Annotated in this window: 18 protein-coding genes; 14 read left to right on the top strand and 4 right to left on the bottom strand. The window is 69.9% G+C overall.

Annotation, left to right across the window (positions count from 1 at the left end; all coding sequences use genetic code 11):
- Positions 1–54: 54 nt before the first annotated feature.
- Positions 55–1,011 (top strand): thiamine-phosphate kinase, encoded by a 957-nt coding sequence (locus tag DMC64_RS33835; RefSeq protein ID WP_037342083.1) that lies wholly within the window; start codon positions 55–57, stop codon positions 1,009–1,011.
- On the opposite strand, the gene DMC64_RS33830 is transcribed toward DMC64_RS33835, so the two are convergent.
- Positions 1,008–1,754 (bottom strand): GNAT family N-acetyltransferase, encoded by a 747-nt coding sequence (locus tag DMC64_RS33830; protein ID WP_125736793.1) that lies wholly within the window; start codon positions 1,752–1,754, stop codon positions 1,008–1,010. The two genes, DMC64_RS33835 and DMC64_RS33830, sit on opposite strands and share 4 nt — an antisense overlap.
- 56 nt (positions 1,755–1,810) lie before the next feature.
- Between DMC64_RS33830 and DMC64_RS33825 the strand changes: the two genes are divergently transcribed.
- Genes DMC64_RS33825 through DMC64_RS33815 form a run of 3 tightly spaced genes read left to right on the top strand, consistent with a single transcriptional unit; the run spans position 1,811 to position 3,509 of the window.
- The gene (locus tag DMC64_RS33825; RefSeq protein WP_037342085.1) at positions 1,811–2,281 is read left to right on the top strand and encodes a GNAT family N-acetyltransferase; all 471 of its coding nucleotides are present in this window, start codon (positions 1,811–1,813) and stop codon (positions 2,279–2,281) included.
- A gap of 8 nt (positions 2,282–2,289) precedes the next feature.
- Positions 2,290–2,820 (top strand): gamma carbonic anhydrase family protein, encoded by a 531-nt coding sequence (locus DMC64_RS33820; protein ID WP_125736792.1) that lies wholly within the window; start codon positions 2,290–2,292, stop codon positions 2,818–2,820.
- Between the two features lie 11 nt (positions 2,821–2,831).
- The gene (locus DMC64_RS33815; RefSeq protein WP_016336425.1) at positions 2,832–3,509 is read left to right on the top strand and encodes a uracil-DNA glycosylase; all 678 of its coding nucleotides are present in this window, start codon (positions 2,832–2,834) and stop codon (positions 3,507–3,509) included.
- A gap of 293 nt (positions 3,510–3,802) precedes the next feature.
- On the opposite strand, the gene rpmB is transcribed toward DMC64_RS33815, so the two are convergent.
- Positions 3,803–3,994, bottom strand: a complete 192-nt coding sequence (rpmB, locus tag DMC64_RS33810) for a 50S ribosomal protein L28 (protein ID WP_007031450.1) — start codon at positions 3,992–3,994, stop codon at positions 3,803–3,805.
- A gap of 133 nt (positions 3,995–4,127) precedes the next feature.
- On the opposite strand from rpmB, the gene DMC64_RS33805 reads away from it, so the two are divergent.
- The 5 genes from DMC64_RS33805 to DMC64_RS33785 all read left to right on the top strand — a co-directional run bounded on the left by DMC64_RS33805 (position 4,128) and on the right by DMC64_RS33785 (position 10,899).
- Positions 4,128–5,711 (top strand): DAK2 domain-containing protein, encoded by a 1,584-nt coding sequence (locus DMC64_RS33805; protein WP_125736791.1) that lies wholly within the window; start codon positions 4,128–4,130, stop codon positions 5,709–5,711.
- 4 nt (positions 5,712–5,715) lie between these two features.
- The gene (recG, locus tag DMC64_RS33800; protein WP_125736790.1) at positions 5,716–7,869 is read left to right on the top strand and encodes an ATP-dependent DNA helicase RecG; all 2,154 of its coding nucleotides are present in this window, start codon (positions 5,716–5,718) and stop codon (positions 7,867–7,869) included.
- Between the two features lie 83 nt (positions 7,870–7,952).
- Entirely contained in the window at positions 7,953–8,333 is a 381-nt protein-coding gene (locus DMC64_RS33795; RefSeq protein WP_125736789.1) for a hypothetical protein, read from the top strand.
- Positions 8,330–10,393 carry a caspase family protein gene (locus DMC64_RS33790; protein WP_125736788.1) on the top strand — a complete coding sequence of 688 codons (2,064 nt, stop codon included), beginning with the start codon at positions 8,330–8,332 and terminating at the stop codon, positions 10,391–10,393. Before DMC64_RS33795 ends, DMC64_RS33790 begins: the two co-directional genes overlap by 4 nt.
- Positions 10,394–10,395: 2 nt before the next feature.
- Positions 10,396–10,899 carry a GNAT family N-acetyltransferase gene (locus DMC64_RS33785; RefSeq protein ID WP_037342093.1) on the top strand — a complete coding sequence of 168 codons (504 nt, stop codon included), beginning with the start codon at positions 10,396–10,398 and terminating at the stop codon, positions 10,897–10,899.
- On the opposite strand, the gene DMC64_RS33780 is transcribed toward DMC64_RS33785, so the two are convergent.
- Together DMC64_RS33780 and DMC64_RS33775 are read right to left on the bottom strand one after the other, a co-directional pair.
- On the bottom strand, positions 10,889–11,296 hold the full coding sequence (locus DMC64_RS33780) for a hypothetical protein (RefSeq protein WP_125736787.1): 408 nt from the start codon (positions 11,294–11,296) through the stop codon (positions 10,889–10,891). The two genes, DMC64_RS33785 and DMC64_RS33780, sit on opposite strands and share 11 nt — an antisense overlap.
- A gap of 130 nt (positions 11,297–11,426) precedes the next feature.
- Entirely contained in the window at positions 11,427–12,044 is a 618-nt protein-coding gene (locus tag DMC64_RS33775) for a TetR/AcrR family transcriptional regulator (protein WP_125736786.1), read from the bottom strand.
- A 31-nt stretch (positions 12,045–12,075) separates the two neighbouring features.
- Between DMC64_RS33775 and DMC64_RS33770 the strand changes: the two genes are divergently transcribed.
- From DMC64_RS33770 to DMC64_RS33750, 5 genes are all read left to right on the top strand, one after another.
- Entirely contained in the window at positions 12,076–13,236 is a 1,161-nt protein-coding gene (locus DMC64_RS33770) for an erythromycin esterase family protein (RefSeq protein WP_125736785.1), read from the top strand.
- A 69-nt stretch (positions 13,237–13,305) separates the two neighbouring features.
- The gene (locus DMC64_RS33765) at positions 13,306–14,205 is read left to right on the top strand and encodes a S8 family peptidase (RefSeq protein WP_125736895.1); all 900 of its coding nucleotides are present in this window, start codon (positions 13,306–13,308) and stop codon (positions 14,203–14,205) included.
- Positions 14,206–14,293: 88 nt separating this feature from the next.
- Complete coding sequence (locus tag DMC64_RS33760; protein ID WP_125736784.1) at positions 14,294–17,671, top strand: pyruvate carboxylase; 3,378 nt, start codon at positions 14,294–14,296, stop codon at positions 17,669–17,671.
- An 89-nt stretch (positions 17,672–17,760) separates the two neighbouring features.
- Positions 17,761–18,555, top strand: coding sequence for an arginase family protein (locus tag DMC64_RS33755; RefSeq protein WP_125736783.1), 795 nt, complete (start codon positions 17,761–17,763; stop codon positions 18,553–18,555).
- A gap of 231 nt (positions 18,556–18,786) precedes the next feature.
- Positions 18,787–20,070: a CdaR family transcriptional regulator gene (locus DMC64_RS33750; RefSeq protein ID WP_125736782.1), complete on the top strand. Its 1,284-nt coding sequence runs from the start codon at positions 18,787–18,789 to the stop codon at positions 20,068–20,070.
- The last annotated feature ends 54 nt before the right edge of the window (positions 20,071–20,124 follow it).

Here is a 20,124-nt window from a genome sequence, read left to right as displayed (position 1 = left end):
TTCCGACTATCGGTGATCGATATTTGTCCGGACAAGGGAAAGTGGAGGTGACGGGTGTCACCGAACGACGGCACGGTCGCCGGGACCGGTGAATTCCGGTTGATCGAAGCGGTGACGGCAGGCCGGAAACAGCCGGAGTCGACCCTGCTCGGACCGGGGGACGACGCGGCCGTCGTGGCCAGCCCGGACGGCCGGACGGTGGCGTCCACCGACGTCCTCGTGCAGGGCGTCCACTTCCGGCTGGACTGGTCCAGTGCCGAACAGGTGGGCCGCAAGGCGGTCGCGGTGAACCTCACCGACATCGCCGCGATGGGCGCCCGCCCGACGTCCGTCCTCATGGGATTCGCCTGCCCGTCGGACACCCCGACGGCACTCGTCACCGAACTCACCCAGGGCATGTGGCTCGAAGCCGATCGCGCCGGCATCGGGATCGTCGGCGGCGACATGGTGCGCGCCGACCAGATCGTGATCAGCGTCACCGCCCTGGGCGACCTCGGTGGCCGGGAGCCGGTGACGCGGTCCGGTGCGCGTCCCGGCGACGTCGTCGCGGTCTGCGGACGGCTCGGCTGGGCGGCCGCCGGTCTCGCCGTGCTCGGCCGGGGTTTCCGGTCACCGGTCAGCGTGGTCAACGCGCAGCGCTGCCCCGAACCGGATTACGAGGCGGGCATCCGCGCGGCCGACGGCGGCGCGACCTCGATGATCGACGTGTCCGACGGGCTCCTGTCCGACCTCGGCCACATCGCCGAGGCGTCCGGCGTGGGGATCGACGTGCGGACGGCGGATCTCGACGTGTCGAGCAGGTTGACCGAGGTCGGGACCGCGCTCGGCGCCGACCCGCTGAAATGGGTGCTCACCGGCGGCGAGGACCACGCGTTCGCGGCCACCTTCCCCTCGTTCGCCGAACTGCCGGAGGGCTGGACCGAGATCGGCGTCGTCACCATGCCGGATTCGGGGGTCACGGTGGACGGGAAGCGGTACGGCCACGACAGCGGCTGGCAGCACTGGCGTTAGGAGCGGGAGGCCCACCAGGTCGACTCGCCGGCGACGGTGAAGCCGAGGGATTCGTACAGCGGCCTGCCCGCTTTGGACGCGGTGAGGGTCACCGGCTTTTCCGCCAAGGGGACGAGGGAACCGAGCATCACGGCTCGCCCGACGCCGCGGGAGCGGAACGCCGGCGGCGTGCCGACCCAGTAATGGCTGCCGAAGCCGTCCTCGACGACGGTGACGCACGCCCCGGCGACCTCGCCGTCGAGCCGCGCGACGAACACCTCGACGCCCGGCTCGCGGAGCAGGGCCATGGGGAACATCTCTCCGGCGCGGTAGGGCTCGAACCGGTCGAGTTCGAAGCCCGCGATGACCGTGCGTTCGGCGGCTCGCAGGTCTTCCTCCCGGTCGACCCGGGCCACCTCCATCGAGGGGTCGGCGACCGGGGAGGGAGGCCGCAACATGACGGGCATCCGCCAGCAGCGCATGTCGCCGAGGTGGCTCAGATCGGTGACGCTGAAGGGATCCTCGGCGTCCACCGGGCCCTTCGCCCGCCCGGCGAGCTCCGTGATCTCCGCCACCTCGGCGTCGGTGAGGCCGGGTTCCTGGATCAGGACGCGCAATCCCGCGCGCTCGTCACCGGCGACGGCGAGGAAACCGTTGCGGCGCATCACTTCGTGACCGCGGGAGCGGCCGGTGGCCGCCCAGAAGGCGGCGGAGTTGCGGGCCTGGCGGAGTTGCGCCTCGGCGAGGCCTGCTTCGATCGACATGAGCAGAACCTAGCGCTCGCTTCCCCGCCGGAGGGCGGATCGCTAATCTCGCGCCCATGGACCTTCGTGTGCTGGCCTACGACCACCCCGACGCGGTGAAACTGTTGGCCGAAGCCCAGCTCGAGCTGGCCGCCCGGTACGGCAGCGAAGACGAGACGCCCATGGACGCGGCGCAGTTCGCCTCGCCGAAGGGACTGTTCCTGGCCGCCTACCTCGACGACGTCCCGGTCGCGTGCGGCGCCTGGCGGGCGCACGACGGTCCGGACCCGCTGCGGCCCGGCGACGCCGAGATCAAGCGGATGTTCGTGATGGCCTCGGCACGCGGCCGTGGCCTCGCGCGGGCGCTGCTCGCCGATCTGGAGCGGACGGCCGCCGAGGCCGGGCGGCTGCGCATGGTGCTGGAGACCGGGGACAAGCAACCGGAGGCCATCGCGCTGTACGAGTCGGCCGGTTACCGGGAGATCCCGGGTTTCGGGTACTACAAGGACGAGCCGGAAAGCATCTGTTACGGCAAGTCGCTGGTATAGGAGGACGGATGCCGATCTACGCACTGGGCGACCTCGAACCCTCGATCCACCCGGACGCCTACGTCCATCCCGACGCGACGGTGATCGGCGACGTCCGGATCGCGGCGTTCGCGTCGGTGTGGCCGCAGGCGGTGTTGCGAGGCGACCACGGGTACATCGAGATCGGCGAGCGGTCCAACGTCCAGGACGGCTGCGTCCTGCACTGCACCCGCAAGGAGCCGACGATCATCGGGAAGTCCTCCGCCGTCGGGCATTCCGTGCACATCGAGGGCGCGCGGATCGGCGAAGGCTGCCTGATCGCTTCGGGATCGGTGGTGCTGAACGGAACCGTCGTCGAGGACGGCGGGATGGTCGGCGCGGGCGCGGTTCTCTCCTACGGGTCCTATGTGGACAGTGGGCATATCGCGCTCGGCGTCCCGGCGAAGACCCGGCCGAACACGTCGTTCGGGCCGGACATGATCAAACTCGTGGTGGACGGGTATGTCGAGCGGGCGGCTCGGTTCCGGGTCGAACTCCGGCGGCTCGACGGACGTGGGTAAGCTCGCACGCCGTGACCGCACGACCGCTGCAGGACATCGTCGAAGCAGGCTGGGCGCAGGCCCTCGAACCGGTGGCGCCGCAGGTCGCCGCGATGGGGGAATTCCTCCGCGCGGAGATCGCCGCGGGCCGGACCTATCTCCCGGCGGGTGAACACGTGCTGCGAGCGTTCCAGCAGCCGTTCCACGACGTGCGGGTGCTGATCGTCGGGCAGGACCCGTACCCGACGCCCGGGCACGCGGTCGGGCTGAGCTTCTCCGTGGCGCCGGACGTCCGGCCGATCCCGAAGAGTCTGATCAACATCTACAAGGAGTACTGCGAAGACCTCGGCCACCCGCTGCCGTCGAACGGCGACCTGACGCCGTGGGCCGACCAGGGAGTCCTGCTGCTCAACAGGTCGCTGACCGTGCAGCCGGGCAAGTCGAACTCGCACCAGGGCAAGGGCTGGGAAGCGGTCACCGAGCAGGCCATCAAGGCCCTCGCGGCGCGGGACGAGCCGATGGTCGCGATCCTGTGGGGCCGCAACGCGCGGAATCTGAAGCCGATGCTGGGGAAGGTGCCGTGCATCGAGTCGGCGCACCCGAGCCCGCTCTCGGCGCATGCCGGCTTCTTCGGCTCGCGGCCTTTCAGCCGGGCTAATCAGCTGCTGGCCGATCAGGGCGCCGGTCCGGTGGACTGGAAGCTTCCCTGAGCTTTTGCGGCACTGGTGTGACAGCAGTGACCGCTGTGACTCCTGAGGCGATGCTGCGGTCCGTGAAGGCCTCCTTCACTACCTTCAGGGTAGGGAAGGAGGCCTTCACGGACTTCAGGCTTGAGGCGGTCGCTTCCTAGGTACATGAAGGACCCCTTCCTGTACCTAGGCGCAAGGAAGGGGTCCTTCATGTACTCGGGAAGGAGGCCTTCACGGACAGAGGTCGACCGCCACCAGAGCACAAAAAATGGCGGGTGCTCCGAAGAGCACCCGCCATTCCCCAAAAACCCGGCTCAGCCGCGAACGACCTTGCCCGCCTTGATGCACGAGGTGCAGGCGTTCAGGCGCTTGCGCTGGGACAGACCGATCTTGGCGTGAACGGTCTGGATGTTCGGGTTCCACCGGCGGTTGGTACGCCGGTGGGAGTGCGAGACCGACTTGCCAAAGCCCGGTCCCTTGCCACAGACGTCGCACACGGCAGCCACGTCGAACTCCTCTGGATCTGGGACAAAGAATGATGCGCCCAGCATGCTGGGCAACTCGACCATAGTAACCAGTGGCTCAGAGCCCTCCGGCACCGGGTCGATACCCTCGCTGGAACAGGTAGGAGGTTACGGGGTGCGGGTGCTGGACGTGGCGGCGGTCTCGGCTTGGTCCGCGGCCTGTGTGCACAGCTTGGCCGTGCTGCGGCCGGCGATCGACGGCATCAACGTCTACCCGGTCGCCGACTCCGACACCGGCTCCAACCTGCTGTTCACCATGACCGCGGCCCGCGACGCGCTGGCGGGGGCCGAGCCCGCGACGACCGCCGAGGCGCTGGCGGCGTTCGCCAAGGGCGCGGTCGCGGCGGCCAAGGGCAACTCCGGCGTGATCATGTCGCAGGTCGTGCGCGGGATCGCCGAGTCGGCGGCCGCGAGGGAGCTCGACGGGCCCGGGCTCGCGGAGGCGCTCGGCTGCGCGGACAGGGCCGCCACGGGCGCGGTGAGCCGTCCGGTGGCCGGCACCATCCTGACCGTCCTCCACACCGTCGCCGCGGCCGTCCGCGACGCGACGGGCTCACTCGAAGAGGTGGCCGCCGAAGCCGCGCGCGTCGCCGCCGAAGCGCTCGAAGAGACCCCGAAGCAGCTGCCCGTCCTGGCGGTGGCCGGGGTGGTCGACGCGGGCGCCCGCGGCCTGGTCGCGGTCCTCGACGCCCTGGCCGGCGTGATCTCCGGCGGCCTCACCGAGCCGGAGCACCCGCTCGAAGCGCATCACCATCACACGATCGACGCGCCGACGGCCTGGGAGGTCATGTACCTGCTCGACGGCGTCGACGAAGGCAGCCTTCCCGGGCTTCGCAAGACCCTCAGCGGCCTCGGCGACAGCGTCACGGTCGCCGGGGACGGCGCGGGCGCGTACGCCGTCCATGTCCATTGCGCGGACATCGGCGCGGCGCTGGAGGCCGGGATCGAGCTCGGCCGTCCCCGCCGCGTCCGGGTCGAGCCGCTGATCACGCCGACCCCGGTCGAGGTCGGCGGCGGGATCGACCGGTCCGTGGTCGCCGTGGTCCACGGTGGGCAGCTGGCCGAGCTCCTCCGCGCGGAGGGGGTCGCGGTGCTTTCGGTTCCGCAGGGCAGCGAGCCGACGGTCGAGGAGATGCTGGGCCTGATCAACGAGGCCGCCGGGCATCACGTCACCGTCCTTCCCGGCGGCCAGCGGCTGACCGCGGCGGCCGACGCGGCGGCCGGGCACGCGATGGCGGCGGATCGCGACGTCGTCGTCATCCCGTGCGTTTCACCCGTCCAGGTGCTCGCCGCGCTGGCCGTCCACGACAAGGACCGCCGCACCAACGACGACGTGGTCGCGATGGCCGAAGCGGCGGCCGCGACCAGGCGTGGCGAACTGCGGATCGCGCAGGAGGAGTCGCTAACCTGGGTGGGCCGGGCGCAGGCCGGTGACGTCGTCGGCCTCGTCGACGGCGAGGTCGTGCTGATCGAGCCCGCGCCCGCCTCGGAGACGAGCCTGGTCGCGGCGGCGGTCGGCGTGCTGAACCGGATGCTGGCCCTCGGCGGCGAACTGGTCACCGTGCTGACCGGCGTGGACGCGCCGGTCCGGCTGCCGGGTGAGCTGGCCGACCAGCTCCGCCTGGAGCATCCCGAGGTCGAATTGACGAGTTACGCCGGCGGTCAGTCCGACGCCGTGCTGCTGATGGGGGTGGAGTGACCGCATGACCAACCTGCGCGCGGACCTCAAGCTGGTCGTGGGCGCGGCGACGGCGAAGGCGCTGGCCAAGGGCCTCAAGATCGAGACGGTCAGCGACCTCCTGCGCCACTATCCCCGCCGCTACGCCGAGCGCGGGCAGCTCACCGACATCGCCGGTCTCGAACTCGGCGAGCACGCCACCGTGATGGCGCGGATCGAGCGGGTCAACAAGCGCCGGATGAAGGCGCGCAGCGGCACCTTGCTGGAAATGGTGATCACCGACGGCAAACGCCGCCTGCAGTGCACCTTCTTCAACCAGGCCTGGCGCGAAAAGGAGCTCGTGCCCGGCAAAAACGGGCTGTTCGCGGGCAAGGTCACCGCCTTCCGCGACGTCCTGCAGCTGGCGAACCCCGAGTACGAACTGTTCGACGCCGACCGGCAGGCCGAGGCGATGGACGACTTCCTCGCCGAGATCATCCCGGTGTACCCAGCGGCGCAGGGGATCCCGACCTGGGTGATCGCCAAGGCCGTCCGGCAGGTGCTGGACGTGCTGGAGGTCGACGAGGACCCGATGCCGATCGAGCTGCTCGCCCAGTACGGCCTGCCCAGCCTGGAAAGCGCGCTGCGCGGTATCCACCGCCCGTCGGGCTGGGACGCGCTGAACTCCGCGCGCCGACGGCTCAAATGGGACGAAGCCATGGCGGTGCAGCTGATTTTCGCGCAGCGACGGCATTCCCTGGTCTCGCGGCCCGCGAAAGCCTGCCCGCACACCAAAGGCGGCATCCTCGACGCCTTCGACAAGCGGCTCCCGTTCGCACTGACCTCGGGCCAGCAGGAGATCGGTGAAGAGATCGCCCGCGATCTGTCGACCGAGCATCCGATGAACCGGCTGCTGCAGGGCGAGGTCGGTTCCGGCAAGACGGTGGTCGCGCTGCGCGCCATGCTGCAGGTCGTCGATTCCGGACGGCAGGCGGCGATGCTCGCGCCGACGGAGGTCCTCGCCGCGCAGCACGCCCGGTCGCTGCGCGAGATGCTGGGCGACCTCGGGCAGGCGGGCGAACTCGGCGGCGCGGAGAACGCGACGCGGGTGACCCTGCTGACCGGTTCGATGGGCGCCAAGGAACGCAAGAAGGCGTTGCTGGAGACGGTCAGCGGCGAGGCCGGGATCGTCGTCGGCACGCACGCGCTCATCCAGGACACCGTGTCCTTCGCGGATCTCGGCCTGGTCGTGGTCGACGAACAGCACCGCTTCGGCGTGGAGCAGCGGGACGCGCTGCGTTCCCGCGGTTCCGACGAGACCAGCCCGCACGTCCTCGTCATGACCGCGACCCCCATCCCGCGCACGGTCGCGATGACCGTCTACGGCGACCTGGAGACGTCCGCGCTGCGCGTGATGCCCGCCGGCCGGTCGCCGATCAAGACGTCGGTGGTGCCGGTCGCGGAGCGGCCCGCCTGGCTGGACCGGGCGTGGCAGCGGGTCCGCGAGGAATGCGGCAAGGGCCATCAGGCGTACATCGTCTGCCCGCGTATCGGGGACGAACCGGCTTCGGACAAGGGGGACAAGCGGCCCGCGCTCGCCGTCCTCGACGTGGCGCCCGAGCTGGCCGAAGGACCGTTGAAGGGGCTGAAGATCGGCGCCCTGCACGGCCGGATGCCCGCCGACGACAAGGACGCCGTGATGCAGGCGTTCGCCAAAGGTGACCTGGACGTGCTCGTCGCGACCACCGTGATCGAGGTCGGCGTGAACGTGCCGAACGCGACGGCGATGGTGATCATGGACGCCGACCGCTTCGGCATCAGCCAGCTGCACCAGTTGCGCGGCCGGGTCGGCCGGGGCAGTGTGCCGGGGCTGTGCCTGCTGGTCACCGAAACCCTGGACGGCACGACCACCCGCGAGCGGCTCGCCGCCGTCGAGTCCACGACGGACGGTTTTGAACTGTCCAGAATGGACTTGGAACTGCGCCGCGAGGGCGACATCCTCGGCGCCGCGCAGTCGGGGAAGAAGTCGACGCTGAAGCTGCTGTCGTTGCTGCAGGACGAGGAGGTCATCGCCGAGGCGAGGGCCCGCGCGTCGGAAATCGTCGAAAAGGACCCGGCCTTGGGGAATTACTTGGGGCTGGCGCACATGATCGCGGACGTCGTCGACGAAGATCGCGTGGAGTACCTGGAAAAAAGCTGACGTGAACATCTCTGCCCGATCGGACCTTGCCGCCGGACGGGCCGAGGGGTTTTCCTCGATCCGTACGGGCGAGGGAGGCCGGGATGACAGCAGCGGTGCGGGTCCAGCTCGGTGAGGAGGGGGCCGACGCGGAACGGGTCGAGCGGCTCGCCGGGTACCTCCGAGGGGAACTGATCGATCGCGGCGTCTCCGACGTCAAGGCGTTGCCCGCCGGCGAGGCGCCACCAGGCTCGCGGGGCTTCGACGTGGCGACCGCGGGCGGCCTGCTCGTCACGCTCGGGAAGTCCGCCGACGGCCTGCGCTCGGTGGTGGTGGCCGTGCGGGAATGGCTTTCGCGCGGCGGACGGGTGAAGCGCACGGTCCGGCTGGAGATCGACGGCGACGTGCTGGAGCTGTCCGAAGCGACGCTCACCGATCAGGACAAACTCGTCGATCTCTTCGTGCGCAGGCATTCGTCGTCATGACCGGCGAACGGCGGGCCCTGATCATCGCCAACGGGGAGTACGACAACCCCGGGCTGAGCGCGCTGCGGTCCCCGGCCGCCGACGCCGAGGCGCTCGCCGAGGTCCTCGCGGACCGTGCCGTCAGCGAGTTCGACGTCCAGGTGGTACGCGACGAGACCGCGCACGTGATCGCTGGCCGGGTCGAGGATCTGTTCGCCGACAGCGCGCCGGACGATGTCCTGCTGGTGCATTTCTCTTGCCACGGCTTGAAAAGCGAATCGGGCGAGCTGTTCTTCGCCGCCCGCAACACCCGGCCGGAGCGGCTCGCGTCGACCGCAGTCCCCGCCGACTTCGTCCAGCGCTGTATGCGGATGAGCCGGTCGCGCAGCATCGTCCTCCTGCTGGACTGCTGCTACGGCGGCGCTTTCAGCCAAGGGGTCGCCGTGCGCGCCACCGGCGAGGCCAACGTGCTCGACGCGTTTCCCGGCGGGGGTTTCGGCGGCCGCGGCCGCGCGGTGATCACGGCGTCGAACTCCATCGAGTACGCCTTCGAGGGCGATCAGCTCGCCGACGACCACGCGCGGCCGTCGGTGTTCACCTCGGCCTTGGTCGACGGGCTGCGGACGGGCGACGCGGACCGCGACGAGGACGGCTGGATCGCGCTCAGCGAGCTTTACGACTACCTGTTCGACAGCGTCCGGGAGCGGAATCCGAATCAGACACCCAGTCGTGACATCGAGATGCAGGGCGAGCTGTACCTGGCCAGGAGCAGGCGCCGCCGGATCAAACCGTCGCCGGTCCCGGCCGATCTGCGCGCGGCGAGCGAGGATCCCAACATGTTCACCCGCCTCGGCGCGGTGACCGAACTCCAGCGACGGCTGACGAGTGAGAACCTGTCGGTCGCCATCGGTGCGCACGAGGTCCTCACGACGATGGCGCAGACCGACATCCGGCATATCGCCGAGGCCGCCGAACTGGCGCGGGCGGAAGCGCGGGTGCGGGCCGAGTCCGACGTGGTCCGGTTCGGCGAGGTCGTCCGGGGAACGCGGCCGGTGGCGCGCGTCCGGCTGGCCGGGCCGCCGATCGCGCGGGCGTGCCACTTCGCTTCGTCGCATTCCTGGCTGCGGGTGACCGAGGACGCCGACGGCGCCGAGATCTCCCTGGAGCTTTCGGAACTCGGGGCGTTCGACGGGCGGATCACGGTGACCGGACCGACCGGCGAGGTCGTGGTGCGGGTCGAGGGCCAGGTGGTCGCGGAACCCGCGCCGGTGCCGCCGTCGCGGCCCGAACCGGCTCCGGAACCCGCTCCGCCCGTGGAGATCACGGAAGCGGCGGTCGTGGAACCCGTGCGGCCGGTCGAAGCCGCGGCGAAGTCCGAGCCGTTCGCCATCGCCGCCGGTCTGCTCGCGTTCGCCGCCGCGGTGTACCTGGTGCCCATCAGTTTCGCGCTCAGCCACAGCATGGAGGATTTCTTCGAAGACGGCGGCTGGACGGTCTTACCGCTCGTCGCCTTCGCGACCGCGGTGGGAATCCTGATGCTCCTGCCGAACACCCGCCGGATGACGGGGCCGGGCGCACTGTGCGGGCTCGCGCTGCTTTCGGCGATCCCGTCCGGGCCGGTACTGCTGGCCCTCACTGACGGCTGCCTGTTCGCGGGCGCAGTCTGCGCGCTGATCGCGGTGCGGCGTGACCGGAGTTTCCGCCTCGGGCTGGGGAAGCCGAGGGACGGACTCGCCATCGCGGCCCTCGTGGCCGGGGCCGCCGGCACGGCCGGGCTGGTGGCGGAGGCCATCGAACTGATCGACTACTCGTCGAGCCGGGCCGACGAGGCCGCGATCTACCTCGTGGTCTCGGTGGTGCTCCTGATCGGGACGCTGCTCGGTGTGCTGCTGCGACCGGCGGCCTTCGGGATCGCCTTCCTCGGCGGGGTGGCCGGAGGTGGAATCGTCATGGTGTGCGTGCTTTCCTACGCGATGCCGAGCAGTTCGAGCGTCACCGGCGCCGGCTGGTGGATCGCGCTGGGGGCGGTGCTCGCGCTGGCCGCCGTGACCGGTTTCGCCGCCCGTAAAGCGAACGGCTGACGATGGCCACGATCCGCCTCGCGACCGTCGAGGACGCCTGGCCCATCGCGGAGGTGAACGTGCGGTCGTGGCAGTCGGCGTACCAGGGCCTGCTGCCCGAGCTTTATCTTCGCGATCTGTCCGTGGAGGGACGGGCGGCCCGCTGGCAGCGGACGCTCGCCGATCCCGCCAACCGGGGCGACATCCTGGTCCTGGTCGAAGACGGATCGCTGCTCGGCTTCACCGCCGTCGACCGGATCCGCGGGGAACTGCGCGCGATCTACCTCGAACCGGCGCGCTGGGGCACCGGACTGGGCAGGCTGCTGCTCGACACCGCGGTCGCCGCGCTGCGGGATTCGGGGCACCGCGAGGCGACGCTCTGGGTGCTCGAAACCAACGAACGTGCCCAGCGTTTCTACTCGGCCGGGGGATGGGTCCCGGACGGGGCGACGAAGACCGACACCATGCCCGGCGAGGACGTCCCGCTTTCCGAAGTGCGCTACCGGATCGATCTCGTCAGCGCTTGAACCAGGCGGTCTCTTCGGGTTTGTTGAGGGTGACGATGATGCCGACGGCGATGCCCATACCGATCAGCTGGGTGATCGCCCCGCCGTTGACCAGGCTGATCAGTCCCATGACGACGGAGAGCCCTTCCACGGCGATGACCGTCGGCCGCACCCAGGGCGAACCGTGGGAAATCCTTATCGCGCAAGCGATCAGCACGACGGCGACGACGAAACCGAGGATCGCCAGCGCGAGGGCGAGGCCGGCTTCCTCGTTGCCGTGGTCGAGTTCGTTGATCGCGAGCGCGGTCACGAGCACGCTGACGAGGACGTTGAGAACCGCTTGCACCCAAAGGAAAACGCGGACGATCTTGAGCTGGCGCGGCATCTCGCGCGGCGGGTTGCGGACTTCCCCGGTCATGACGGTCCCCTCTCGTGGCACGGAGAGACCAGTCTGGCCCGGAAAGTTCTCGGCGCTGACGGTAAAACTGACCGACCCTTCCGCATTCAGAGGACTAAACGCGGGTGGTTGGTAGCCCGAACTACCGCATTTAGTCCTCTGAATGCGGGAGGGGGACGAAGGCGCCGGAGGCGGCAGCGGCGGCCACGGCCCGTGCGGTCACCCGAGCGTCCGCCACCGTGACACTTTCCCGCGACAGGAAGAGCCGGTAGAACATCGGCCCGCACACCGCCCGCACCAGTTCGTCGCCATCCGTGCCTGCCGGGATCTCGCCCCGCGCGACGGCCCGTTCCGCGATCGGCGCCATGCGGACGTGCCGGTCGGCGTAGAAGTCGTGCAGCGCCTCGGCCGCTTGCGGCGACTGGAACGCCGCCAGCACCGACGCCGTCGGCAACTCCTTCAGCGCGGGCTCGGTGAAATACCGCACCACCTCGGCCGCGAGTTCGTACAGATCGTCCTCGAGCGACCCCGTGTCGGGCGCTTTCCAGTCGTCCTCCGCGCCCATCTGCAGCGCGGCGGCGACGAGACCGTCCGGTGAGGACCAGCGCCGGTACACCGTGGTCTTGTGCACGCCGGACCGCTCGGCGACCGCGTCCACGGTCAGCTCGCCGAATCCGCGTTCGGCCAGCAGGTCGAGGGTGGCGTGCAGAACGGCCTGACGCGTGCGCTCGGTCCGGCCGCCGGGCCGCTGGGTACCGGAGGTTGCCAATTGCTACTCCTGTTGCGTTAGTGTGGCCAGTATGTCAGACCCAGCGAAGATCGCCGAACTCGTCGGGGACGCCAAGATCGTCGCCATCGGTGAGAACAACCACCACGTCCACGAGTTCGGGGACCTGCGCAATCGTTTGCTCCGCCACCTCGTCGAGCAGCACGGCTTCCGGTTCTTGGCGTTCGAATCCGGATTCGCCGAAGGACAGCTCGTCGAAGACTGGCTGAAGGGCGCGCCCGGGGACCTCGCCGACATCGGTCGCGACGGCTTCACGTTCTCGCTCGGTGAGTCCCCCGAGGCGCAGGAAATGCTGACGTGGCTCCGCGAACGGGGCGATGTCCGGTACTACGGCCTCGACGTACCGAGTTCGGCGGGCTCGCCGGTGCCGTCGCTCGACGCCGTCCGTGCCTATCTGTCCACTGTGGACCCGGAAGCGTCGGGCCTCGTCGACGCGGCGATCGAGGCGACCAAGGGATACGCCTCGGTCAGCAGCGCGGACGCGCCCGCCAAGTACGCCGCCCTCGACGACGCGGCCAAGGACAAGGCGACCGCGGCGCTCACGCGGCTCAAGACCCACCTCACCTCGCTGCGTCCCGTTTACGGGGACACCGCCGTCGCGGAGCACCACGTCGAAGGCGCGTTGCGCGTCGACGCGTACCTCGCCGAGGTCGCCGCGATGATGTCCGGTGACGCGCCCGCCCTGCAGAGCGGTTCACGCGACGCGTACATGGCCGACACCGTCCGGCTGATCCGGCGGCTTCACGGTGACGACACGAAGATCGTCGTGATGCTCCACAACGGACACCTCCAGCGCGTGCCGTTCTCGCCGTTCCCCGGCCTCACCTCGCCGTCGGCGGGGACACATCTGGCGGCCGAATTCGGCGACGACTACTTCGCGCTCGGGCTCACCGCGGTCGAGGGCGAGACCACCGGGCTCAAGCCCGATCCTGAAGCACGGCTCGGGTTCACCGTGTACCGCCAAGACCTCGAAGCACCGGTGGACGGCAGCGTCGAAGCCGAAGGCCCTGGGTTGATGGATCTCCGCGCACGGCGGGGAACCGCTGGACCCCAGAGCATCCGGCACGCGCACCTGTTCAACCCCGTCGACGTCGTCGAGGCGTTCGACGCGCTGGTCTGCTTCCCGAAGTCGACGGTCAGCGCCCATATCGGCCAAGACCAGTCGAACGGGTGACACTCCGGGGTTGCCGCCCCGCAGGTACAGGCGTAGAGCCAAGACATGATCATTCGACTGGTACGGATCATGGCCGCGCTGGCGCTCCTGGTGCTGGTGGCGCAGCCCGCTTCCGCGACGGAAGTCCAGCAGAACCCGCCGAACTGGGGGCTGGACCGGATCGACCAGCGAACGGGTCTCGATCAGCTCTACCACTACGAGACCGACGCCAAGGACGTCACGGTCTACGTGATCGACAGCGGGGTCGACGCGGCGCATCCGGACTTCGGCGGCCGCGTCAAACCCGGTAAGGACTTCCTGAACGGCGGCACGGACACCTCCGACACCAACGGTCACGGCACGTACCTGGCCGGTGTCGCCGCGTCGAGGACCTTCGGCGTCGCGAAGGCCGCGCAGATCGTCCCGGTCCGGGTGATCGACGCGCAGGGCGGCGGCGCGACGGACAAGATCATCGCGGGTATCGACTGGGTGACACAGAACGCACAGCAGCCCGCCGTCGCCGTCCTCGGTATCGGCGGTGCGGCCAACGACCAGCTCGACGCCGCCGTCCGGGCGCTCGCGGCGGTCGTCCCGGTCGCCCTCCCAGCGGGCGGCGAGGCCACCGACGCGGGGAAGTTCTCACCCGGCCGGGTCACCGAGGCGCTCACCGTCGGATCGACCGACGCCAGTGACCAGGTCGGGTCGACGTCGAACTACGGCGAGGTCGTCGACCTGTTCGCGCCCGGCGTCGACGTGCCGGGACCCAACGCGGGCGGAAGCGGTGGCCGGGTGCTCAGCGGCACGTCGTCGGCCGCCGCGCACGTCGCCGGGGTGGCCGCGCTGTACCGGGCCCTGCACCCGGACGCCTCGGCACCGGACGTCGCGAAAGCCCTCGTCGACCTCGCTTCCGTCGATGTGCTGACCGGGGTCCACGAGGGCACCGCGAACAGGTTGCTGCAGAGTCCCGGAGCGCAACTCAGCCAGGGATGATGTCCATCACCTGGGCAACAACTCCCGCCCTGCGGGAGCAAGCAGGTAACGTGCCTCACCTACCGATCCGATGATGGGAAGGACCGGCATGTTCCGCAAGGTACTGGTCGCCAACCGGGGTGAGATCGCCATCCGCGCGTTCCGCGCCGGATTCGAGCTCGGCGCGGGCACGGTGGCTGTGTTCCCGCACGAAGACCGCAATTCGCTCCACCGGCTGAAGGCCGACGAGGCCTATGAGATCGGCGAACCCGGTCACCCGGTGCGGGCCTATCTGTCGGTCGAGGAAATCGTGGCGGCCGCCAAGAAGGCGGGCGCAGACGCCGTCTACCCCGGCTACGGCTTCCTCTCCGAGAACCCGGACCTCGCGCGCGCGTGCGAGGACGAAGGGATCACCTTCGTCGGACCGAGCGCGGACATCCTCGAGCTGACCGGCAACAAGGCTCGCGCGGTCAAGGCCGCCCGCGACGCCGGTGTGCCGGTGCTGGGTTCTTCCGAACCGTCCTCCGACGTCGACGCGCTGATCGCCGCGGCCGAGGAGATCGGCTTCCCGGTGTTCGTCAAGGCCGTCGCCGGTGGTGGCGGGCGCGGTATGCGCCGCGTCCAGGACCCGGCGCAGCTGCGCGAATCCATCGAGGCCGCCGCGCGCGAGGCCGAGTCGGCCTTCGGCGACCCGACGGTGTTCATCGAGAAGGCCGTCGTCGAGCCGCGCCACATCGAGGTCCAGATCCTCGCCGACGGCGAGGGCAACGTGATCCACCTCTACGAGCGCGACTGCTCGGTCCAGCGGCGGCACCAGAAGGTCGTCGAGCTGGCCCCGGCGCCGAACCTGCCGTCCGAACTGCGGGACCGGATCTGCGCCGACGCGGTGAAGTTCGCCCGCCAGATCGGCTACCGCAACGCCGGCACCGTCGAGTTCCTGCTCGACCGGGACGGCAACCACGTCTTCATCGAGATGAACCCGCGCATCCAGGTCGAGCACACGGTGACCGAGGAGGTCACCGACGTCGACCTCGTCCAGTCGCAGCTGCGCATCGCCTCCGGCGAGACACTCGAAGACCTCGGCCTGTCGCAGGACAAGGTGTACCTGCGCGGCGCCGCCCTGCAGTGCCGCATCACCACCGAGGATCCCGCCAACGGCTTCCGCCCGGACACCGGGATGATCAGCGCGTACCGCTCGCCCGGTGGTTCCGGCATCCGCCTCGACGGCGGGACGGCGTTCGCCGGCACCGAGATCAGCGCGCACTTCGACTCGCTGCTGGTGAAGCTCAGCTGCCGCGGCCGCGACTTCAAGACCGCCGTCGGCCGTGCCCGCCGCGCCGTCGCCGAGTTCCGGATCCGCGGTGTGGCCACGAACATCCCGTTCCTGCAGGCCGTCCTCGACGACCCGGACTTCCGCGAAGGCCGCGTCACGACGTCGTTCATCGAGGAGCGCCCGCATCTGCTCACCGCGCGTCATTCGGCCGACCGCGGGACCAGGCTGCTGACCTACCTCGCCGACAAGACGGTCAACAAGCCGCACGGCGAACGTCCGCGCACCCTCGACCCGCAGCTCAAACTGCCCAAGCTGCCCAAGGGCCTCGAACCGGCGCCCGGCTCGAAGCAGAAGCTCACCGAACTGGGCCCGGAGGGCTTCGCCCGCTGGCTGCGGGAGTCGCCGACCATCGGCGTCACCGACACCACCTTCCGCGACGCGCACCAGTCGCTGCTCGCCACCCGCGTGCGGACGAAGGACCTGCTCGCCGTCGCGCCGGTCGTCGCGCGGACCACGCCGCAGCTGCTCTCGCTGGAGTGCTGGGGCGGCGCGACCTACGACGTCGCGCTGCGGTTCCTCGCCGAAGACCCGTGGGAGCGGCTGGCGAAGCTGCGGGAAGCGGTGCCGAACATCTGCCTGCAGATGCTGCTACGCGGCCGCAACACCGTCGGCTACACGCCGTACCCCACCGAGGTGACCAACGCCTTCGTCGAGGAGGCGACGGCGACCGGCATCGACATCTTCCGGATCTTCGACGCGCTCAACGACGTCGAGCAGATGCGCCCAGCGATCGAAGCCGTCCGCGAGACCGGATCCGCCGTGGCCGAGGTGGCGCTCTGCTACACCTCGGATCTGTCGGACCCGTCGGAGAAGCTGTACACGCTGGACTACTACCTCAAGCTGGCGGAACAGATCGTCGGCGCGGGGGCGCACGTCCTGGCCATCAAGGACATGGCGGGCCTGCTGCGGGCGCCGGCGGCGGTGCGGCTGGTTTCCGCGCTGCGCAAGGAATTCGACCTCCCGGTGCATATCCACACGCACGACACCGCGGGTGGGCAGCTGGCGACGTACCTCGCCGCGATCCAGGCCGGGGCGGACGCCGTCGACGGTGCCGTCGCGTCCATGGCGGGCACGACGTCGCAGCCGTCGCTGTCCGCGCTCGTCGCGGCCACCGACCACTCGGACCGGCCGACCGGGCTGGACCTGCAGGCCATCGGTGACCTGGAGCCGTACTGGGAGAGCGTGCGCAAGATCTACGCGCCGTTCGAGGCTGGGCTTTCGTCGCCGACCGGGCGCGTGTACCACCACGAGATCCCGGGCGGTCAGCTGTCGAACCTGCGCACGCAGGCGATTTCGCTCGGCCTCGGCGAGCGGTTCGAGGACATCGAGGCGATGTACGCGGCCGCGGACAAGATCCTCGGGCACCTGGTCAAGGTCACGCCTTCGTCCAAAGTGGTCGGTGACCTCGCGCTGCACCTCGTCGGTGCGGGCGTCTCGCCCTCGGATTTCGAGGCGGAGCCGAACAAGTTCGACATCCCGGACTCGGTGATCGGCTTCCTGCGCGGCGAACTGGGCGACCCGCCCGGCGGCTGGCCGGAGCCGTTCCGCACCAAGGCCCTCGAAGGCCGCGCGCAGCCGAAGCCGGTGCAGGAACTGTCCGAAGAGGACCGCAAGGGGCTCGCCGAAGACCGGCGCGCGACCCTGAACCGGCTGCTGTTCCCCGGGCCCACGAAGGACTTCGAGGCGCACCGCGAGCAGTACGGTGACACTTCGGTGCTGCCGTCCAAGGACTTCTTCTACGGCCTGCGGCCGGGCGAGGAGTACTCGGTCGACCTGGAACAGGGTGTCCGGCTGCTGATCGAGCTGGAGGCCATCGGCGAGGCCGACGAACGCGGCCTGCGCACGGTGATGTCCACGCTCAACGGCCAGCTGCGCCCGATCCAGGTCCGCGACACCTCGATCGCGTCGGACATCCCGGCGACGGAGAAGGCCGCCAAGGGCGACCCGAAGCAGATCGCCGCGCCGTTCGCGGGCGTGGTCACGCTGCAGGTGTCCGAGGGCGACGAGGTCGAGGCCGGTGCCACGGTCGCGACCATCGAGGCGATGAAGATGGAGGCGTCGATCACGGCGTCGACCGGCGGCAAGGTGTCGCGGCGCGCGATCAACGCCGTCCAGCAGGTGGAAGGCGGGGACCTGCTGCTCGTCCTGGAGTAGCGCGGGATTGTCCGTGAAGGCCCCCTTGAGAGACCCAGAGTCCCTCAAGGGGGCCTTCACGGACTTGCGGCCGTCGCTAACGTGGACCGGTGCTGATCAACGCCGTACCCCAGTTCCAGGGCGCACTGACCGAGCGGGCGCCGGAGTTGCCCGAGGGCTGCGTCGCGCTCGCCGAGCTCGCGGGCCACGTGCTGGGCGTGCCGGTGCACCACATCCGGCAGACGCGCGAGACCTCGCCCGCGGTCGACGGCATCGCCAACCGCGCGGTGCTCACCGGCGCGAACCGGGCCGCACAGCTCGCCGCGCTGGAGGCGCCGGGTGGGCCGGTGCTCACCATCGGCGGCGACTGCGGGGTCGAGCTGATCCCGATCGGCGTCGCGCGTTACCGCTTCGGGCCGGGGCTCGGCGTCGCCTGGTTCGACGCGCATTCCGACCTCAACACCGCGGAGACGTCGCCGTCGGGCGCGTTCCACGGCATGGTGCTGCGGTCGCTGCTCGGCGAGGGCGACCCGGAGTTCGCCGCGAATCCGCCGGTCGAACCCGGACGCGTGGTGCTCGCCGGGACGAGGGCCTTCGACGACGCCGAGCGGGCCGTGGTTGAGCGCGGGCTCGTAGTCGAGACGGCCGACGTCGCCGCCGGGCTGGCCGGTGCGGACAAGGTGTACGTACATCTCGACCTCGACGTGCTCGACCCGGCGGAGTTCGACGGGCTGAACTATCCGGAGCCAGGTGGCTTGACGATCGAACGTCTGGTGACGATGCTTCGCGGCCTGAGCGATTTCGAGGTCGTCGGTGCGGGGATCACCGAATGCGCCGGCACCGAGGTCCGCGTGCTGGCCCCCGTGCTCGAAGTACTCGGTGAATTGCTCACCGGAAAGCGATGACTCTGCGTCACGGTCGCATCCACTTCGGCCGTTCGTACGTACCGCGCGAGGCGTTTGCCGGGCACTTGTCATCAAAATTCAGGGCTGCCCCGTGATTTTGTCACGATGGTGACAAGAAATCGGTTTCTTCTGCGAAAGGTGACACATTCACGGGCGACTTCGCGATGTGTTCGTTGTCACCCCACGACGATCGTGGGATGTCTGGACGCTGGGCGGAGCAAAGGAGCTGCGATGTCGGTGGAGCGCGGAATCGAACACGCTGCGCAGCCTCCCGCGGTACTTCCCCGCAAACTCGCCGACATTTTGCGACCGGAGCTCGGCAGTCTCGCCAACGAGATCGTCGACGAGATCCGGGCGACCATCCCCGCGTACGCGCGCCCGCTCGACGGGCCCTACGGCAAATCGATCCGCGCGGGCGTCGAGTACGCGATCACGCTCTTCGTCGCCCAGATCGCGGATCCCAGCGTCTCAAAGGAACAGTCGCACGAAGTCCACCACCGGCTCGGGCAGAACGAGATGCGGGAAGGCCGCAGCCTCGACACGCTCCAGTCGGCCTACCGGGTCGGCGCCCGGGTCTCGTGGCGGCGCATCATGCGCGTCGGGCGCCGCAGCGGGCTCTCGTCCGCGGTGATGTCGCAACTGGCCGACGCGATGCTCGCGTTCATGGACGAACTCGCGTCCGTCGCGCTGGACGGGTACCTCGAAGCGAAGGCGCGCACCGCCGGCGCGCTGGACACGTGGCGCCGCAAACTGCTGCACCTGGTGCTGGAGACGCCGCCCGCGCCGTCGAAGGCGATCGCGGAACTCGCGCAGCTGACCGGCTGGACGGTGCCCGAACGCGCCACCCCGGTGGTGCTGCACCCGATCGGCGAAACCGTCAGACCCCGGCGGCACAACGCGGTGGATTCGGACGTCCTCGCCGAACTCGACTGCGCTGAGCCGCGTCTGCTCGTCCCCGGCGAGATCTCGATCGCCCGTCTGGCCACCCTGCAGGCCGCGCTGCCGGAGTACCGGCTGTCGATCGGTCCGTGCCGTCCGCTGGATTCCGTCGCCGATTCCCTCCGCTGGGCGCGCGAAGCCCTGCATCTGTCCGAACGCGGCATCATCCAGGCCCGCCGCGTGATCCGCGCCGAAGACCATCTCGCCACCCTGCTCGTGAACGCCGACGCCGCGCTGACCTGCCAGCTGCGCGAACGGCTGTTCGCCCCGCTCGCCGAGATGACCGGGAAGCAGCGGGAACGGTTGCTCGAAACCCTCCGCGCGTGGCTCGACAGCCAGGGCAACGTCGTCGACATCGCCGAGCGGCTCCAGGTGCATCCGCAGACCGTCCGGTACCGCATGCGGCAGCTGCAGGCGACCTTCGGCGAGCACCTGCGCGACCCGGGGGCGCGGTTCGAGATGGAGCTCGCGCTGCGGGCCGGGGTCGGCCTTTCCGCTTCGCCCGAAGGCTTCACGCTTCCGGAGGTGCTGCCGTCGCCGCGTAAGAGTCCACAGTGGACGCCGAGCGGGTCGTAGGGGCGCGTCTGGATGTCATGAAAGGGCCGTTCAGGACGAAAAACGTCCTGAACG

This window comes from Amycolatopsis sp. WAC 04197, assembly GCF_003947475.1.
GTDB classification, from domain to species: Bacteria; Actinomycetota; Actinomycetes; order Mycobacteriales; family Pseudonocardiaceae; genus Amycolatopsis; species Amycolatopsis japonica.
The sequence above is the reverse complement of the archived record's forward strand: the minus strand, read 5'-3'. Positions and strand labels throughout refer to the sequence as shown.

Coding starts and splice junctions, on each gene's coding strand:
- DMC64_RS33830 (WP_125736793.1), bottom strand. CDS start 1,754: ATGTCGATCGAAGCAGGCCTCGCCGAGGCGCAACTCCGCCAGGCCCGC.
- DMC64_RS33825 (WP_037342085.1), top strand. CDS start 1,811: ATGGACCTTCGTGTGCTGGCCTACGACCACCCCGACGCGGTGAAACTG.
- DMC64_RS33820 (WP_125736792.1), top strand. CDS start 2,290: ATGCCGATCTACGCACTGGGCGACCTCGAACCCTCGATCCACCCGGAC.
- recG (WP_125736790.1), top strand. CDS start 5,716: ATGACCAACCTGCGCGCGGACCTCAAGCTGGTCGTGGGCGCGGCGACG.
- DMC64_RS33795 (WP_125736789.1), top strand. CDS start 7,953: ATGACAGCAGCGGTGCGGGTCCAGCTCGGTGAGGAGGGGGCCGACGCG.
- DMC64_RS33790 (WP_125736788.1), top strand. CDS start 8,330: ATGACCGGCGAACGGCGGGCCCTGATCATCGCCAACGGGGAGTACGAC.
- DMC64_RS33785 (WP_037342093.1), top strand. CDS start 10,396: ATGGCCACGATCCGCCTCGCGACCGTCGAGGACGCCTGGCCCATCGCG.
- DMC64_RS33780 (WP_125736787.1), bottom strand. CDS start 11,296: ATGACCGGGGAAGTCCGCAACCCGCCGCGCGAGATGCCGCGCCAGCTC.
- DMC64_RS33770 (WP_125736785.1), top strand. CDS start 12,076: ATGTCAGACCCAGCGAAGATCGCCGAACTCGTCGGGGACGCCAAGATC.
- DMC64_RS33765 (WP_125736895.1), top strand. CDS start 13,306: ATGGCCGCGCTGGCGCTCCTGGTGCTGGTGGCGCAGCCCGCTTCCGCG.
- DMC64_RS33760 (WP_125736784.1), top strand. CDS start 14,294: ATGTTCCGCAAGGTACTGGTCGCCAACCGGGGTGAGATCGCCATCCGC.
- DMC64_RS33750 (WP_125736782.1), top strand. CDS start 18,787: ATGTCGGTGGAGCGCGGAATCGAACACGCTGCGCAGCCTCCCGCGGTA.